General features: G+C 46.5%; 14 protein-coding genes. 12 read left to right on the plus strand and 2 right to left on the minus strand.

Annotation, left to right across the window (positions count from 1 at the left end; all coding sequences use genetic code 11):
* The first annotated feature begins 35 nt into the window (after window positions 1-35).
* From abnA to FKV70_RS00230, 4 genes are all read left to right on the plus strand, one after another.
* Window positions 36-1,010, plus strand: coding sequence for an arabinan endo-1,5-alpha-L-arabinosidase AbnA (abnA, locus tag FKV70_RS00215; protein WP_142611444.1), 975 nt, complete (start codon window positions 36-38; stop codon window positions 1,008-1,010).
* 202 nt (window positions 1,011-1,212) lie between these two features.
* Window positions 1,213-2,298 carry a FecCD family ABC transporter permease gene (locus FKV70_RS00220; RefSeq protein ID WP_142611445.1) on the plus strand — a complete coding sequence of 362 codons (1,086 nt, stop codon included), beginning with the start codon at window positions 1,213-1,215 and terminating at the stop codon, window positions 2,296-2,298.
* Window positions 2,298-3,323, plus strand: a complete 1,026-nt coding sequence (locus FKV70_RS00225; RefSeq protein ID WP_142611446.1) for a FecCD family ABC transporter permease — start codon at window positions 2,298-2,300, stop codon at window positions 3,321-3,323. Before FKV70_RS00220 ends, FKV70_RS00225 begins: the two co-directional genes overlap by 1 nt.
* A 129-nt stretch (window positions 3,324-3,452) precedes the next feature.
* Window positions 3,453-4,400 (plus strand): ABC transporter substrate-binding protein, encoded by a 948-nt coding sequence (locus FKV70_RS00230; RefSeq protein ID WP_064795823.1) that lies wholly within the window; start codon window positions 3,453-3,455, stop codon window positions 4,398-4,400.
* Window positions 4,401-4,565: 165 nt separating this feature from the next.
* Here the strand turns inward: FKV70_RS00230 and FKV70_RS00235 are convergent, their stop codons facing one another.
* Window positions 4,566-4,997: a hypothetical protein gene (locus FKV70_RS00235; protein WP_208738382.1), complete on the minus strand. Its 432-nt coding sequence runs from the start codon at window positions 4,995-4,997 to the stop codon at window positions 4,566-4,568.
* Between the two features lie 196 nt (window positions 4,998-5,193).
* On the opposite strand from FKV70_RS00235, the gene FKV70_RS00240 reads away from it, so the two are divergent.
* The 3 genes from FKV70_RS00240 to FKV70_RS00250 all read left to right on the plus strand — a co-directional run bounded on the left by FKV70_RS00240 (window position 5,194) and on the right by FKV70_RS00250 (window position 7,477).
* Window positions 5,194-5,493, plus strand: a complete 300-nt coding sequence (locus FKV70_RS00240; protein ID WP_142611447.1) for a hypothetical protein — start codon at window positions 5,194-5,196, stop codon at window positions 5,491-5,493.
* Window positions 5,494-5,768: 275 nt separating this feature from the next.
* Window positions 5,769-6,593, plus strand: a complete 825-nt coding sequence (locus FKV70_RS00245; protein ID WP_142611448.1) for an alpha/beta hydrolase — start codon at window positions 5,769-5,771, stop codon at window positions 6,591-6,593.
* Window positions 6,594-6,685: 92 nt separating this feature from the next.
* Window positions 6,686-7,477, plus strand: a complete 792-nt coding sequence (locus FKV70_RS00250; protein ID WP_064795826.1) for a dioxygenase family protein — start codon at window positions 6,686-6,688, stop codon at window positions 7,475-7,477.
* A 369-nt stretch (window positions 7,478-7,846) separates the two neighbouring features.
* On the opposite strand, the gene FKV70_RS00255 is transcribed toward FKV70_RS00250, so the two are convergent.
* The gene (locus FKV70_RS00255; protein ID WP_063209786.1) at window positions 7,847-8,362 is read right to left on the minus strand and encodes a DoxX family membrane protein; all 516 of its coding nucleotides are present in this window, start codon (window positions 8,360-8,362) and stop codon (window positions 7,847-7,849) included.
* Window positions 8,363-8,613: 251 nt separating this feature from the next.
* Between FKV70_RS00255 and FKV70_RS00260 the strand changes: the two genes are divergently transcribed.
* The 5 genes from FKV70_RS00260 (at window position 8,614) to FKV70_RS00280 (ending at window position 13,929) form a co-directional block, all read left to right on the plus strand.
* Window positions 8,614-9,708, plus strand: coding sequence for a DUF3048 domain-containing protein (locus FKV70_RS00260; protein ID WP_142611449.1), 1,095 nt, complete (start codon window positions 8,614-8,616; stop codon window positions 9,706-9,708).
* A 188-nt stretch (window positions 9,709-9,896) separates the two neighbouring features.
* Window positions 9,897-10,511: a DUF47 domain-containing protein gene (locus tag FKV70_RS00265; RefSeq protein ID WP_013369515.1), complete on the plus strand. Its 615-nt coding sequence runs from the start codon at window positions 9,897-9,899 to the stop codon at window positions 10,509-10,511.
* Between the two features lie 14 nt (window positions 10,512-10,525).
* Window positions 10,526-11,515 carry an inorganic phosphate transporter gene (locus tag FKV70_RS00270; RefSeq protein ID WP_063209791.1) on the plus strand — a complete coding sequence of 330 codons (990 nt, stop codon included), beginning with the start codon at window positions 10,526-10,528 and terminating at the stop codon, window positions 11,513-11,515.
* Window positions 11,516-11,759: 244 nt separating this feature from the next.
* The gene (locus FKV70_RS00275) at window positions 11,760-13,208 is read left to right on the plus strand and encodes an amino acid ABC transporter substrate-binding protein/permease (protein WP_064795828.1); all 1,449 of its coding nucleotides are present in this window, start codon (window positions 11,760-11,762) and stop codon (window positions 13,206-13,208) included.
* Window positions 13,201-13,929 carry an amino acid ABC transporter ATP-binding protein gene (locus FKV70_RS00280; RefSeq protein WP_063209795.1) on the plus strand — a complete coding sequence of 243 codons (729 nt, stop codon included), beginning with the start codon at window positions 13,201-13,203 and terminating at the stop codon, window positions 13,927-13,929. Before FKV70_RS00275 ends, FKV70_RS00280 begins: the two co-directional genes overlap by 8 nt.
* Window positions 13,930-14,469 lie beyond the last annotated feature (540 nt).

Here is a 14,469-nt window from a genome sequence, read left to right on the forward strand (position 1 = left end):
TCATCATAAAGATATTAATTCGGAGGTGCGAAAGAATGTTGAAAGCATGGAAAAAATCAGTACGGGGTAGATTCGCCCGAACAGCGTTTGCTGCCGTAACTTCGGCTGCTTTGTTGCTGTCCGTGGTGCCGTCCACATCAGCCGAGCATTGGGCGTTAACTGGCGATGTGGCAGTACATGATCCGTCCATCACCAAGGAAGGCAATGCATGGTATATTTTCTCCACAGGGCAGGGGATACAGGTCCAAAGATCGGATGACGGACGCAATTTTTACAGATTGCCGCAAATTTTCTTATCGCCACTACCATGGTGGAAATCGTATGTTCCTAAACAAACCCCAAATGATGTGTGGGCACCGGATGCTCAAAAGTACAATGGACGTGTCTGGGTTTACTATTCCATTTCTACATTCGGATCGCGCACTTCGGCCATTGGTTTAACTTCAGCAACGAGCATTGGTGCGGGAAGCTGGAGAGATGATGGATTAGTGCTGCGGACGACGGATTCTGACGATTACAATGCGATTGACCCGAATCTGGTTATTGATGCTTCTGGCAACCCATGGCTTTCCTTCGGTTCATGGAATTCGGGATTGAAAGTGACTCGCCTGGATAAAAATACGATGAAGCCTACGGGCCAGATTTACTCTATTGCTAAACGTACGGCTGGTGGTTTGGAAGCACCGCATGTTACTTACCGCAATGGCTATTATTATCTGTTTGCTTCCATCGATAACTGCTGCAAAGGCGTAAACAGTAATTACAAAATCATATATGGTCGCTCCACCAGTATTACCGGACCGTATGTGGACAAGAGCGGAAAAAGTCTGATGGACGGTGGTGGAACAATACTGGATGCGGGGAATGACCGCTGGAGGGGACCAGGTGGGCAATCTGTCTATAACAACAGCGTGATCGCACGTCATGCCTATGACGCAACCGATGGCGGAAATCCAAAGCTTCTGATTAGCGATTTGAAATGGGATTCGGCAGGCTGGCCTACCTACTAAATAGAGGTTGCTTGAAATCATCCGTGTAGTCATCTCACATAGATATATCTAAAAACTGTTCCTCCTACAGGGGAACAGTTTTTGGCTTGCAATGTTGTAGAAACATGCTATTATGAATCAAGTTGATAATCATTATCATTTGCGTTTATTGTAATGAGGGTCGTAATGGCTTTCAGGTATGGAGGGAGTGACCTCACCAAAAATGCAGTCTAAAGACAGCATGGACAAACATACAGCTTCGACAGAGAGGACTGCTCCGGAAGTAGCCCTTATAGCCCGCACAGTGCTCCGAGCGGGGAGGATTCGGCAGGCGTTGTTGTTCACAGCCTCGGCTGTATTGCTGGCCTTGGCCATGTTTGCTGCCATTTCATTTGGAGCCAAGGATCTGACCCTAAGCACGGTATGGTCGGCAGTGTTTCACTATGATCGTTCGCTGACGACCCATCAGATTATTCATGAGCTGCGATTGCCACGTGTGCTTGGTGCAGCTATCATTGGGGCTGCGCTGGCGGTCGCAGGCTCTCTGATTCAAGGCATCACGCGCAACCCGCTGGGGGATACAGGTGTGCTGGGCATTAACGCAGGAGCGATGTTTGTAGTTGCAGTGAGTTTTGCCTTTTTCCCTGATCTGCCTTATGGGACGTTAATTGTTTTGTCGTTCCTAGGGGCACTGATGAGTACCTTGCTGGTATTCCGACTGGGAGCTTCCGCGCCAGGAGGATTGACACCCATGAGACTCACGGTGTCTGGGGCTGTGACAGCAGCCTTGTTAGGTTCCATGACTTCGGGAATTGCGATTTACTTTGATCTAAGTCAGGATTTAGCCTTCTGGTATGCAGGAGGTGTAGCTGGAATAAAATGGTCGCAGCTTGAGATACTTGCCCCGATTTTGCTTATTGTGATCGCTTGGTCTATGGGGCTTGCACGCTCCATTTCATTGATTTCAATGGGCGATGAGGTGGCACTGAATCTGGGGTTAAATCTCAGGCGTATCCGGCTGCTGGGGCTGCTGACTGTGGTGGTTCTGGCTGGACTGTCCGTATCAGCTGCCGGAGCCATCGGCTTTGTAGGCCTGGTCGTCCCACATATTGCTCGCAAGCTGATCGGTGTGGATTATCGCCAGATCGTACCATTGTCTGCATTATTGGGAGCCATACTGCTGGTGCTGGCTGATTTGGGAGCGAGAATGGCGAATCCGCCAGAGGAGCTAGCTATTGGAATTATGGTGTCTTTTATCGGAGTACCTTTTTTCCTCTTTCTCGCCCGTAAGGAAAGGAGGGAATTATAGTGAGACGCTCTCTAGGGACAGGGGATACAAGAACGACCAAGGCTTGGCTCGTTTGCTTAGTATTGGCTGGAATTAGCTTTGCTGTCCTTGTTCTCGGTTTGAATACTGGAACGATTCGAATTCCACCGCTGCGCGTGCTGGATACACTGTTTGGCGGGGGCAGCGGTCGTGATCATATGGTCCTGTTTGAATACCGCCTGCCGCGGATTGTTGTAACGGTGCTGGCTGGAGCGGGACTAGGTGCAGCCGGGGCGGTCATGCAAGGCTTATCGCGAAACGCACTCGCAGATCCGGGGGTACTTGGGCTGCATGCGGGGGCTGCTTTGGGACTCGTAATGTTTGTCAGTTTTTTTCGCGATCTGGAAGGATCAGCAGCTTTGCTCATTCCCTTGTTTACCTTTGCAGGAGGTGTCGTTGCAGCGGTGCTGATAGTTATGCTGTCCTATCATGGCAGCAGAGGAATCGTGCCTGTGCGCCTGATCCTGTCCGGTATCGGTGTAGCCTCAGGGCTCAGCGCCATAACGCTGTATTGGTCGTTGCGGCTGGATGAGGATACATACGCATTTACCGCACGTTGGCTGGCTGGCAGCGTATGGGGACGGGACTGGATACATGCAGCGGCTTTACTGCCGTGGATTGTCATTGTCCTGCCGTACGTTTTATCACAGACACGCAGCCTGAATAATCTGTCGCTAGGTGATGACACCGCAGCTGGAATCGGCACAAGCGTAAAGCGCCAGCGTCTGATACTGCTGGGTGCGGCGGTGGCTCTATCGAGCGCCAGCGTATCCATGGCCGGAGGGATTGGCTTTATTGGGCTGATTGCGCCTCATCTGGCTCGCCGTCTGGTAGGTCCGATGTATCAACATTTGCTGCCAGTAGCCGCTTTGGTCGGGGTCGTTATTCTGGTCATTGCAGATACAATTGGTCGTTCGGTATTTCAGCCGAATGCGATTCCAGCAGGGGTAGTGGTTGCTGTGGTAGGCGCTCCGTATTTTTTATTCTTGTTGTCCCGAACCAAGTGACAAGAGGAATAGGTTACATATAAAGTCCAATGCTGCATCTGATGCAGCATGCGGAATAACAACGAAGTAGAAGCTTTAAAGATTGAACATAAAAAATAGAGCTTCTATAAGTATGGGAGGGAGATATTTATGAGAAAAAATAGATTTGAGGGTTCGAGGTTTATACGTTCATGGGCAGCCCTGTCTCTTGTTGCATGTATGATCCTACTGTCCGCTTGTGGACAAACAGCAGACAAACAAGCTAGCGATACGAAAGCGGCCGATAGTGTGCAAACCACCATAAGTGCGGATTCGCGTATCGCTTCGATGTCTATTCATTTGACGAACAACTTGCTAGCACTAGGCATTACCCCGGCGGGCTCAGTTATTGGTGGAGATGTGAAGGATTTTCTGCCCCATGTAAAAGATCGTCTTCAAAATACCCGTAAGCTGGGGGTTGTCACAGATCCTGATATGGAAGCAGTACTGGAGCTTCAACCTGATCATATCTTCCTCGACAAAAAATATTCGGGAACCGATGTAGCCAAGTTTGAAAAAATTGCACCGACCGAGGTTTTTGATCTAGATGAAGGCACCTGGAAGGATCAATTGAAAAAAATAGCTATTTTGGTCAAACATGAAGCACAGGCAGATGCTTTTCTAAAAGATTATGACGCACAGAGGGAACGGGTTAGAAAGCTCATTCATTCCAAAATCGGAGACGGGACGGTCATGGCTGTACGTGTTACAGCGAAAGAAGTTCGTGTCATGGGGATGAAGCGTCCCGTAGGACCGCTGCTGTATCAGGATTTGGGCTTGAAGCCAGCCAAAGGTGTGGAAAAGATCAATAAGGCCTATCAGGTTGTATCCCAAGAGGTTTTACCGGATTATGATGCCGATGCCATCCTAGTTATTATCAGTAAAGGTGCGGATGCCCAAAAGGTATACAAGCAGCTGGAGGGAAATACAGTATGGCAAGGACTGAAGGCCGTGAAGCAGGGGCATGTCTATATGCTGGACGGACAGCCTTGGCTGGACTATTCCGCGATGGGGCACAAAATTGCTCTGGATAATGCAGAACAACTATTTTCCAAATAAGTACTAAAGTAAATTAAGCCGTATTCCCTATGCATCTTCTTGCAGTGAGGGGTACGGCTTTTCTGACGGTCACCCAAGCTTCGAATCGGATGGTTGATTGAAAAATAAAAAGGAGTTGCAACGATCCGTAATGAGGGGCAACTCCAGTGCGATAAGGTATGCTGGTTAAGAACGTTTTTTACGCAGAAAAATCGGTTTGAGTCCAATAAAGCCAATGGCTGCGAGCACTAAATTCATCCAAGGTGAGATCCTGAATACCGGCAACACACTGCGTAGCGCCAGTCCGGCGACAAGAATGATAACAACCAGTATGACATACATCAAGATGGATTTGAAATTTATCTGGGGCTTCACGGGAGCATGGTCTGGCTGCTGGTTCTCCTCGCCTTCTTCCGGGCGATTCATGAAATTCATCAATGCTTCAATCAGCAAAATAGCACCTGCGGCGATGATGATGAGGGTGGAGAAGCTAATTTTTTCAAAAGGGTGGATATCCCCGCCTGTAAAGGTGATAAACCAACCGATAATCGCCTGTGTCAAGAAAAACATGGACAAGGCAACCCATGCAATAAGCGTATAATGTTTTGCTTTATTCATTGCTTCCTCCTGCTTTATGATCGTATTCCGGGCTGATAAAATCGCCATTTTGTAACAAAGACAGTATACGTGAGGAAACGCCGGATGGCAAAAGGCTTTATCCTTTATGTATATTACCGCTGCATTCTCCTCAAACTGGATAAAGGGTGAGCATATGGAGCAACCTGAATATAAAACGTTGAGAGGATGTGGCATCATGGAACTGGAGAAACAGGCAGATTATTCAGTCCAAAAACGACTGACAGGTGCTACGAACGGGAACAACGGGGGAGCCTTGCCTGCAATCGTGAGTCACCGGAGCGTTCAAGGGACATCCCCAACGTACCGTATATTGGACGACACTGAGATGGCTGGCGATACAGAATTTGCAGGTGAACTGGGTGAACAAAGCTTCCGCAGTCTGTGGCATGAGGATCAAAATAGCGGCGCCTCTTGTAAACTGGAGTGGGAGGGACGAATCGAAACCCACCAAATGTTTAGGCACAGCTACGAGTAGCAAGTCGTCTACTTTAATGTAGAGGATACAATCTAATAAGCGAGTAGTATGGCGTTCTCCGGTATCATATTGGGGAGCGCCATTTGTTTACTTCCGTATCTGTATGAACTGACAGGTTGACAAGGAAGTAGGGCGATGATAGACTGATTTTACTATAAAACTTATTAAACTTATTGGAATTAAAGTGAATAAATATCCTGTATGGATATTCCACGTTACTATAGGAGTTTAAACAATTAAATGCTGAAGTGAAGCTTGGAACAGGGGGAATCAGGATGGAACGGCAAATTGGAATTCGTTATGAAAATGAGGAACTGGCCGCAACAATTCATTATCCAAACCGTACGAATGAGGGAGAGCGTCAGAGACGAGTTCCGCTCGTTGTCATTTGTCACGGTTTTGTGGGCAATCGTATCGGAGTAGATCGATTGTTCGTCAAGACGGCGCGTGAATTGGCCGAAGGGGGATATTTTGTACTGCGCTTTGACTTTGCCGGTTGTGGAGAAAGCACGGGTGAATATGGCAAGCAGGGGCTAGAGTCCATGATCAATCAGACACGTACCGTGTTGGATTACGCTGTGAATTGCGCGGACATTGACCCGACTAAGGTAACGCTGATCGGTCACAGTTTGGGGGGCGCGGTTGCCCTTCTCACAGCCGTTCGGGATAAAAGAGTACAAAACCTGGTCCTTTGGTCAGCCGTTGGCTATCCGTTCAACGATATCGTCAAAATAACGGAGCGAAGCGTGTATGATGAGTCTGTTAAAACCGGCCATGCAGACTATTTGGGATATAAATTCACACCTACTTATTTTGAGTCGTTAGCCCAATTCCAACCGTTCCAGGAGGCCGTTAAATTTAACGGTGATGTACTTGTTATTCATGGCACCTCGGATGATATCATTCCTGTGGATTATGCATTTCTGTTTCAAAAGGTATTCTGGATGCGTCCAGAGGGACGCTGTGATAAGGAAATTATTTTCCAGGGAGATCACACGTTTTCATCGGGTAAAGAGCGGCAACAGCTGATTGACCGCACACTGGAATGGCTGGATGAACAGGAACATATTCAACGGGATTGGCAGCACTGGATGATCTGATTTCAGGGTGTAACGCATTGTATTGGAAATTGCGCCTCCGCCGGAGTAAAATAAAAGAGTAACACTATACTGGCGTGTGGAGGTTGGCAGCGATGACATTACCCTCAATTTTTGTTGCGCATGGTTCACCGACACTGGCTGTAGAAAATAACGCATATACCAGCTTTCTTGCAAAGCTGGGCGCGAGCCTGCCCCGACCCAAAGGAATTGTTATTTTTTCCGCGCATTGGGATAGCCCCGATCAATGTATTGGCGCGGATGATCAGCATGCAGCGTTGCACGATTTCTACGGCTTTCCCGAAGAAATGTACACTCTTGATTACCCTGCACCAGGCGATCCAAAGCTGTATGAGGAGATAGGGCATCTGTTCAGTCAGCATAACCTGTTCCACCAGCCGGTTCGGAACCGGGGACTGGATCATGGAGCATGGGTGGTTTTGCGGCATATATATCCTGATGCGGACATACCGGTCGTACCCTTGTCTATTGATTCACGGCGCGATCCTCAGGAGCAATACGAGATTGGGCGAATGCTAGCGCCACTGCGTGAACAAGGGATCTTGATTCTCGGTAGTGGAGGCTTGGTCCACAACTTGCGGACACTCAAGCAGACGAGTGAGCCAGCCGATTGGGCAGTTCAATATGATGACTGGATCGCAGAGCAGCTTCAAGACTGGAATTTGCGTCATCTATTCCAATATGACAAGAAGGCTCCATATGCCAAGCAGGCGGTTCCTTCGTATGGAATAGAGCATTTTTCCCCTTTGTTTTACGTAATGGGGGCTGCGGATCATGATCGCTCTGCGCGTAAGCTTTTTCAGTCGTATGTCCTGGGCTCATTAAGTCTCAATTGTTGGGCTTTTGGTCAAGAAAGTGGTTTGTAAATGTAAAAAAGAACTTCCGAAACCACATGGTGTGTGGGGTTGGAAGTTCTTTTGCTGTATGCTTCTTGATTAATTAGCAGGCACGTTCTTTTTTAGCCAGGCGGATACTTGCGTAATACGCTTATCTTCATTTTGGTTCAGTAATGTCATAAATGCCTGCCGTAGATCCATTCCATGTTGTATCCAACTTGTAAAAGTTTGAGGAGAAGATGAATCCGAAAAAGGAGTCCCCAAGTCAGGATGGACTTGAGTACTCCTTTGTTATTTTAAATAGAGGAGGGTGCAACATGGCAACACCTTAGAGAGAAGCAACATAGCTGCACAAAAAAACAACCATTAGCCGGAGGATAACGGTTGTTTTATGGATAGTTAAGCTATTTTTCGAGTGGGGTCAGCGAAGGTATCTTTATTTTTACCAAACAGTCCACGCAGGAAGGGCAGTACCCAACGGTCAAAGCCGATTCTTCCGGCATTTGCACCAGCAACGATTAGGAAGATTTCAACCAGCAGGTAGATGGCATTGGTGCTTACTGTACCCGAGAACAGGAACGAGAAGTTCATGACCATAGCCATCAAAGTAGCCAGTGTAGTCAAAGTACCAAGCAGCAGGCCAACCCCAACCAAGAACTCACCCAGTGGAATCAGAACGTTGAACAAACCTACATTCGGCAGGGCAAAGGCTTCAAGGAACGATCCCCACCAGCCTTGTACAGCGGGATGTTCTCCACCTGTTTTGGCAATAGCCCCCGAGATAAATCCGCCTGCGTCGAATCCGCCAGTCAGCTTCTCAAGCCCGTGGGTCATCCATTCATAACCTAGGTAAACCCGTACTACAGTTAGCAACCACATTGCAACTTTGTTCTCACGTAACCAATTGTTAAACATTCAAACCACTCCTCTTTCTTAATCTATAATGATGGGCTGTATTTCAGTTTGTTTGGGATGATCATCTTTGCTACACCTTTATTGTATTAGGTTCAGTTACAGTTATTTGTGATAAAAATCACAAAGTTCGAATATTTTTTAAATTTTAATGTCTTTAGATAAGTATTCTATAGAGAGGCCATGCTTCACTCAAGACAAAAACAGGAAGAAAAGCTTATAATGAGAAAAATAAATAAAGTGGAGGGATGAACTTGTCCAGGCCCATTCCCCAACGAAATCATTGGTTGCGTGTGATGGCCTCAGCTCTGTTATGCATGACAATGGTGTCTTGTTCTGCTATGTCTAGGACGGGGGAGTCTGAATCCGTTCCCCAACCGACCCAGCAAGAAACAGAGAAGAAGGCGCTTGAACAGCCTAAGGAGCCTGCTGTTCCGGCATTTACAGCTCCGCTTACCGGGCTTCCGGTGGAGAAGCCAGTTGTGGAGCGGCCGCTAGCTATTATGATCAACAATGCACCGGCTGCGCGTCCGCAGGCAGGGCTTAGCCAGGCAGATATGGTATATGAAGTTCTTGCAGAAGGCGGAATTACCCGTTTGGTAGCTTTTTTCCAAAGTCATGGGGGTGATGTGAAGATTGGTCCAGTCCGGAGCATTCGGCCGTATTTGATTGAACTGGGCGAAACCTATGGCGCGTTGCCGATACATGCAGGGGGAAGTACAGATGCCTATGCGATTTTACAGCAGCAGCGGAAGGAACATCTGGATGAGATTTCAAATGGAGGAGCTTACTTTTGGCGAAGTAAAGATCGTCGACCTCCACATAATTTATACACAGATGTAAGCAGGCTCCGCCAAGGAAGCGAAAGCAAAGGGTATATTAGACAGACGGAAGTTCCCGTATATCCTTATCTTAAAACCGGAGAAACTCCAGTTAAGGTGGACGAGAGTGCCGCATCTGTGCATATCCGATTTTTGCTGAAAAGCTACCGCGTATCTTATACCTACGATCCAGTGAATCAACGATATAAGCGTTTTGTGAACGAAAAGTCACATTTAGATCAAAATAATAACCAACAGCTCTCAGCGGCGAATGTTATTGTGATGAGCACGAGGCATCAAACGCTGGATGATGTAGGCAGACTAAGTGTTGAACTGGATAGTGGTGGAGAAGCGATGGTGTTTCAACAAGGAAAGTTAATCCGTGCTGAGTGGCAGCATACATCTGGCGATGCGATACGTTTTATGAAAAATGGGGTTGAAATCCCGCTAACACCGGGTACATCCTATATACATGTGGTACCTGCAGATACTCCACTAGCGGAACATGTAACGTTTGAAGCGAATTAGAAAACGTAATACACCTTTTTAGGAAAAAAATGTCGGATAATGACTCTCCATGTCGGGCATTGTATACGTATATCTTGAAATTTGCTTTTACAAACATTACAAAAACATTGATGAGTGTGATAAGATAGCAAAGGTTGTCTATTGCAGTCGAAACAGGTTGCGGATATTTTCGTAAAGGGGTAATCGTTATGAGATTGAAGAAAAAGGATATATTCTTCGAGACGTTGGAAAATATGGCAGATACGATCGTGCAAGCAGCCGATTATTTTGCCCAACATACTTCAAATTTTCAAGATGTGACTTTGTTTACCAATGAGATGAAGAAGTATGAAAATAAGTGTGATGATTACACACACACGATTATTACTGAGTTGAACAAGACCTTCATTACGCCGCTGGAACGCGACGACATCATGGAACTGACAACGACCATGGATGATGTGCTGGACGGTCTTGAAGCGACAGCCTCTCGTTTTTATATGTACAACATTACAGAGCCGGACGAGTATATTGTGCAGTTTGCTGATATTTTGCGTCAATCAGCTTATGAAATTCAGAAGGCTGTACATTTGCTTTCACAGAAAAAATTGTTGGCTATCCGCGAATACACCATTCGCCTGAATGATCTGGAAAATCAGGGGGATGAATTACTGCGTATTTGCATCAAAAACCTGTTTGCAACTGTAACTGATCCTATTGAGCTGATTAAACGTAAAGAATTGTACGAACGCCTTGAAACGACAACGGATTCATGCGAGGATGTTGCAAATATGCTGGAATCCATCATTATGCGTAACTCGTAAGGGAGTCCTTTTACATGGATACAAGTTTACTGGTATTAGGTATTGTTATTTTTCTTGCTCTGGCATTTGATTTTATCAATGGGTTTCATGATACGGCGAACGCGATTGCGACTTCGGTCTCGACCCGTGCATTGACGCCGCGACGTGCGATTATTATGGCGGCGGTTATGAACTTTCTTGGGGCTATCATATTCACTGGAGTTGCCAAAACCATTGGTGGAAGTGTTGCTGACCCTACCAAACTGACCAACGGTACTGATATCGTCATTGCGACGCTGATCGCTGCGATTATCTGGAATCTTCTAACCTGGTGGTTCGGTATTCCTTCCTCTTCTTCCCATGCACTGATTGGTGCGTTGGCTGGAGCGGTGTATGTAGGTGCGGGAGAGGATAAATTAAATTGGAGCGGCTTCATCGGGATTGTTGAGGGGTTAATTTTCTCCCCGTTGATTGCTTTTGTTGTCGGTTACATCGTGATGATGATCTTGAAATACATCTTTGCTTATCGCAGTCCGCATACGGTGAACAAAGGTTTCCGCACCATGCAGGTGATTACGGCAGCTATTCAGTCGTTCACGCATGGTACGAATGATGCTCAGAAGGCAATGGGGATCATTACATTTGCACTTGTCTCGGCTGGGTATCAAGACCATTTGGAAGTACCTATGTGGGTGAAAATTTCAGCGGCAACCGCCATGGCGCTTGGTACGTCCATTGGAGGCTGGAAGATCATCAAGACGATGGGAACCAAGATTTTCAAAATTGAACCCATCAATGGATTCGCAGCCGACGTTTCGGGGGCTTCTGTTATTTTCACAGCTACTTTGCTTCATTTACCAGTAAGTACCACCCATGCCATAACTTCGGCAATTTTGGGTGTAGGCTCTGCCAAGCGTTTTAGCGCGGTTCGTTGGTCATTAGCTGGTCGTATTGTCATAACCTGGGTAATAACGATTCCGATTGCAGCGGTGTTGTCAGGTTTAATTTTCAAAATTCTTTTCTAGTTTTTCTGCAACATGTTTTCTTGAAAATTAACATACAATATAAGATACACAATAAGCTTCCGTCCGCTTTTTGCGGCAGGGGCTTATTGGCATTCTAGGGCAAAAATACATCTCCAAAGTTCACACATCCAGATAGTTCCATGAGATGTTTTAAAAAAATACCTGACATCAAAGTAGTCAATTTTTAATAACTCCTGTAGAATAAACAGAAAACTTTGAACCGTTCAACTGACTGGAGGATCTTATGCAAAAACCAAGAAAACTAATAGCACTCATGATTTGTTTGTTTTCTGTGGTTGCCCTGGCCGGTAATTTCGGTGTAGTGGCCCACGCAGAAAATAAAACAAAATATGATATCGGCACGGATACAACGTTCGCGCCTTTTGAGTTTGAAGATGTTAATGGTAAATTTGTCGGAATTGACATGGATTTACTGGCAGCTATTGCTAAGGATCAGAATTTTGAGTATACCATTAAGCCACTTGGCTTTAACGCGGCAGTGCAGGCCCTTGAAACGAATCAAGTGGATGGTGTCATTGCCGGGATGAGTATTACTGATGAACGCAAGCAAAAATTTGATTTTTCCGAGCCCTATTTTGACTCGGGTGTTGTCATGGCGGTCCGCAAGGATAATGATACGATTAAACGCTATGAGGACTTGAAGGGACAGCGTGTCGCTGTCAAAACAGGAACAGAAGGCTATACGTTCGCGGAATCCATTAAGGCTAAATATGGCTTTACTACAGTTCCGTTTGACGATTCATCTCAAATGTATGATGAAGTTAAAACAGGTAATTCGGTTGCCTGCTTTGATGACTTTCCGGTACTGGCCTACGGTGTGACTCAGAATAATGGTCTTAAGCTGGTGACCGATAAGGAAAAAGGCGGTTCTTACGGCTTCGCTGTCAACAAAGGCAGAAATGCCGAGCTGCTGGAGAAATTTAATGCAGGGCTTGTGAATCTCCGCAACAGCGGGGAATACGACAAAATCATGTCCAAATACCTTGGTGAATCCGGCAAAGGCGTGGCTCCTGTAGAACGCAGCCGCTGGGAGCTTATTTCAGCTTCGCTGCCCGCGTTGATCAAAGGGATGGGAAATACGCTGTTGTACACCCTGGTATCCTTGCTCGTAGCCTTTTTGCTGGGATTGGTGTTTGGCTTTATGAAGGTTAGCCATAACAAAGTGTTCCGCGGGATTGCAACGGTTTTCGTTGATGTATTCCGTGGTATTCCACTGATCGTACTTGCATTCTTTATTTACTTCGGTATTCCACAGGCACTCGACTTTAAAATGCCGCTTTTTGTCGCTGCGGTATTGACGTTATCCCTGAACGCTGGTGCTTATGTGACCGAAATTATCCGCGGGGGTATTCAGTCCATTGATCCAGGACAAATGGAAGCAGCTCGTTCGCTTGGTTTGCCGTATCGGACAGCCATGCTGAAGATCATTTTGCCACAAGCTGTGAAAATCATGATCCCTTCGTTTATCAATCAGTTGGTTATTACGTTGAAGGATACGTCCATTCTGTCGGTTATCGGTCTGGTCGAATTGACCCAATCGGGTAAAATCATTATTGCGCGGACGTTCCAATCCTTTGATATTTGGCTGGTCGTTGCGGTGATGTATCTCATCGTCATTACAGTCCTGACCAAAATTTCCAACCGTCTTGAAGGGAGAGTTCGCCGTGGGTAAAATTATCGTTAAAAACCTGAAAAAAAGCTATGGCAGTAATCAGGTGCTGAAAGGCATCGACATGCAAGTACGTGAAGGCGAGGTTGTATGTGTCATTGGTCCTTCAGGTTCAGGGAAAAGTACCTTTTTACGCTGTATGAACATGCTGGAGGAAATTACGGCTGGCGAAGTCATCGTCGATGACTACAAATTGGGTGACAAAAACGTGGACATTAACAAGGTCCGTGAAAATATAGGGATGGTGTTTCAGCACTTTAATCTGTTCCCGCATATGACGGTGCTCAAGAACATTATGTTCGCACCGACTGAGCTGGGCAAACAGACGAAGGCACAAGCCCGTGAGACGGCGATGAAGCTGCTGGATCGGGTAGGTTTGGCCGATAAGGCAGATGTATTGCCAGGGAAGCTTTCCGGCGGTCAGAAGCAGCGTGTGGCGATTGCAAGAGCGCTGGCAATGAATCCTGACATTATGCTGTTCGACGAGCCAACCTCGGCGCTTGATCCTGAAATGGTCGGCGAAGTGCTCGGCGTAATGAAAGATCTGGCTCGCGAAGGTATGACAATGATGATCGTAACGCATGAGATGGGCTTTGCACGGGAAGTAAGCGACCGTGTCGTGTTTATGGACGGTGGCTATATTGTAGAAGAAGGAACGCCACAAGAGGTATTTGGAAATCCGAAAAACGAGCGGACCATTAGTTTCTTGGAGAAGGTATTGTAAGAGAATTGAAAATGGGGCAGGGTTTGTGGATGTAGGCGGGATCTCGTTGTGAGACGCTCTGCGTTCCATTTGATCTTCCGATCGCTGTTTCCCCTGAATTTTTTTGGATTGTATAACACATGAAAAGGTTAGAATTCAGGGGCAAAGGCGAGCGCTTCGCTTCTCCAGATTCAAATGTACCGCTCCGCTACTGCCCACTGAATCTGCTCCTTTCTTTGCAAAAGCTGCCCCACTTTTATGAGTGGGGATAGACAGAGGCAATCGGCGCAGCGCTTTGCTTGCTGCGCCGAGGGGGTATAGCGAGTAAGCATCATTTGATTTGAATGGTGGAACCTGGGCATCCCACAACTGTATAAGAAATGAAAAAGGATTTAAGTGATAACGACCAATTATTTTAAGGATATGTTAGGGGGATTGAACCTGACATGTCCTTTTCTTATTTAGTGTATAGAAATATAGAACTTGAGATTTGTATAATGTGGAATGGCTTATATAAAATATAAATGACATATAAGACGGCAGTATTGAAGCTAGGGGGAC

The organism is Paenibacillus ottowii (assembly GCF_006874425.1).
Classification (GTDB): Bacteria; Bacillota; Bacilli; order Paenibacillales; family Paenibacillaceae; genus Paenibacillus; species Paenibacillus ottowii.

Excerpts from the sequence above, each read along its gene's own strand:
- FKV70_RS00275 (WP_064795828.1), top strand. The coding sequence starts at position 11,760 with ATGCAAAAACCAAGAAAACTAATAGCACTCATGATTTGTTTGTTTTCT.
- FKV70_RS00220 (WP_142611445.1), top strand. The coding sequence starts at position 1,213 with ATGCAGTCTAAAGACAGCATGGACAAACATACAGCTTCGACAGAGAGG.
- FKV70_RS00265 (WP_013369515.1), top strand. The coding sequence starts at position 9,897 with ATGAGATTGAAGAAAAAGGATATATTCTTCGAGACGTTGGAAAATATG.
- FKV70_RS00230 (WP_064795823.1), top strand. The coding sequence starts at position 3,453 with ATGAGAAAAAATAGATTTGAGGGTTCGAGGTTTATACGTTCATGGGCA.
- FKV70_RS00245 (WP_142611448.1), top strand. The coding sequence starts at position 5,769 with ATGGAACGGCAAATTGGAATTCGTTATGAAAATGAGGAACTGGCCGCA.
- FKV70_RS00255 (WP_063209786.1), bottom strand. The coding sequence starts at position 8,362 with ATGTTTAACAATTGGTTACGTGAGAACAAAGTTGCAATGTGGTTGCTA.
- FKV70_RS00240 (WP_142611447.1), top strand. The coding sequence starts at position 5,194 with ATGGAACTGGAGAAACAGGCAGATTATTCAGTCCAAAAACGACTGACA.
- FKV70_RS00235 (WP_208738382.1), bottom strand. The coding sequence starts at position 4,997 with ATGAATAAAGCAAAACATTATACGCTTATTGCATGGGTTGCCTTGTCC.
- FKV70_RS00250 (WP_064795826.1), top strand. The coding sequence starts at position 6,686 with ATGACATTACCCTCAATTTTTGTTGCGCATGGTTCACCGACACTGGCT.
- abnA (WP_142611444.1), top strand. The coding sequence starts at position 36 with ATGTTGAAAGCATGGAAAAAATCAGTACGGGGTAGATTCGCCCGAACA.
- FKV70_RS00270 (WP_063209791.1), top strand. The coding sequence starts at position 10,526 with ATGGATACAAGTTTACTGGTATTAGGTATTGTTATTTTTCTTGCTCTG.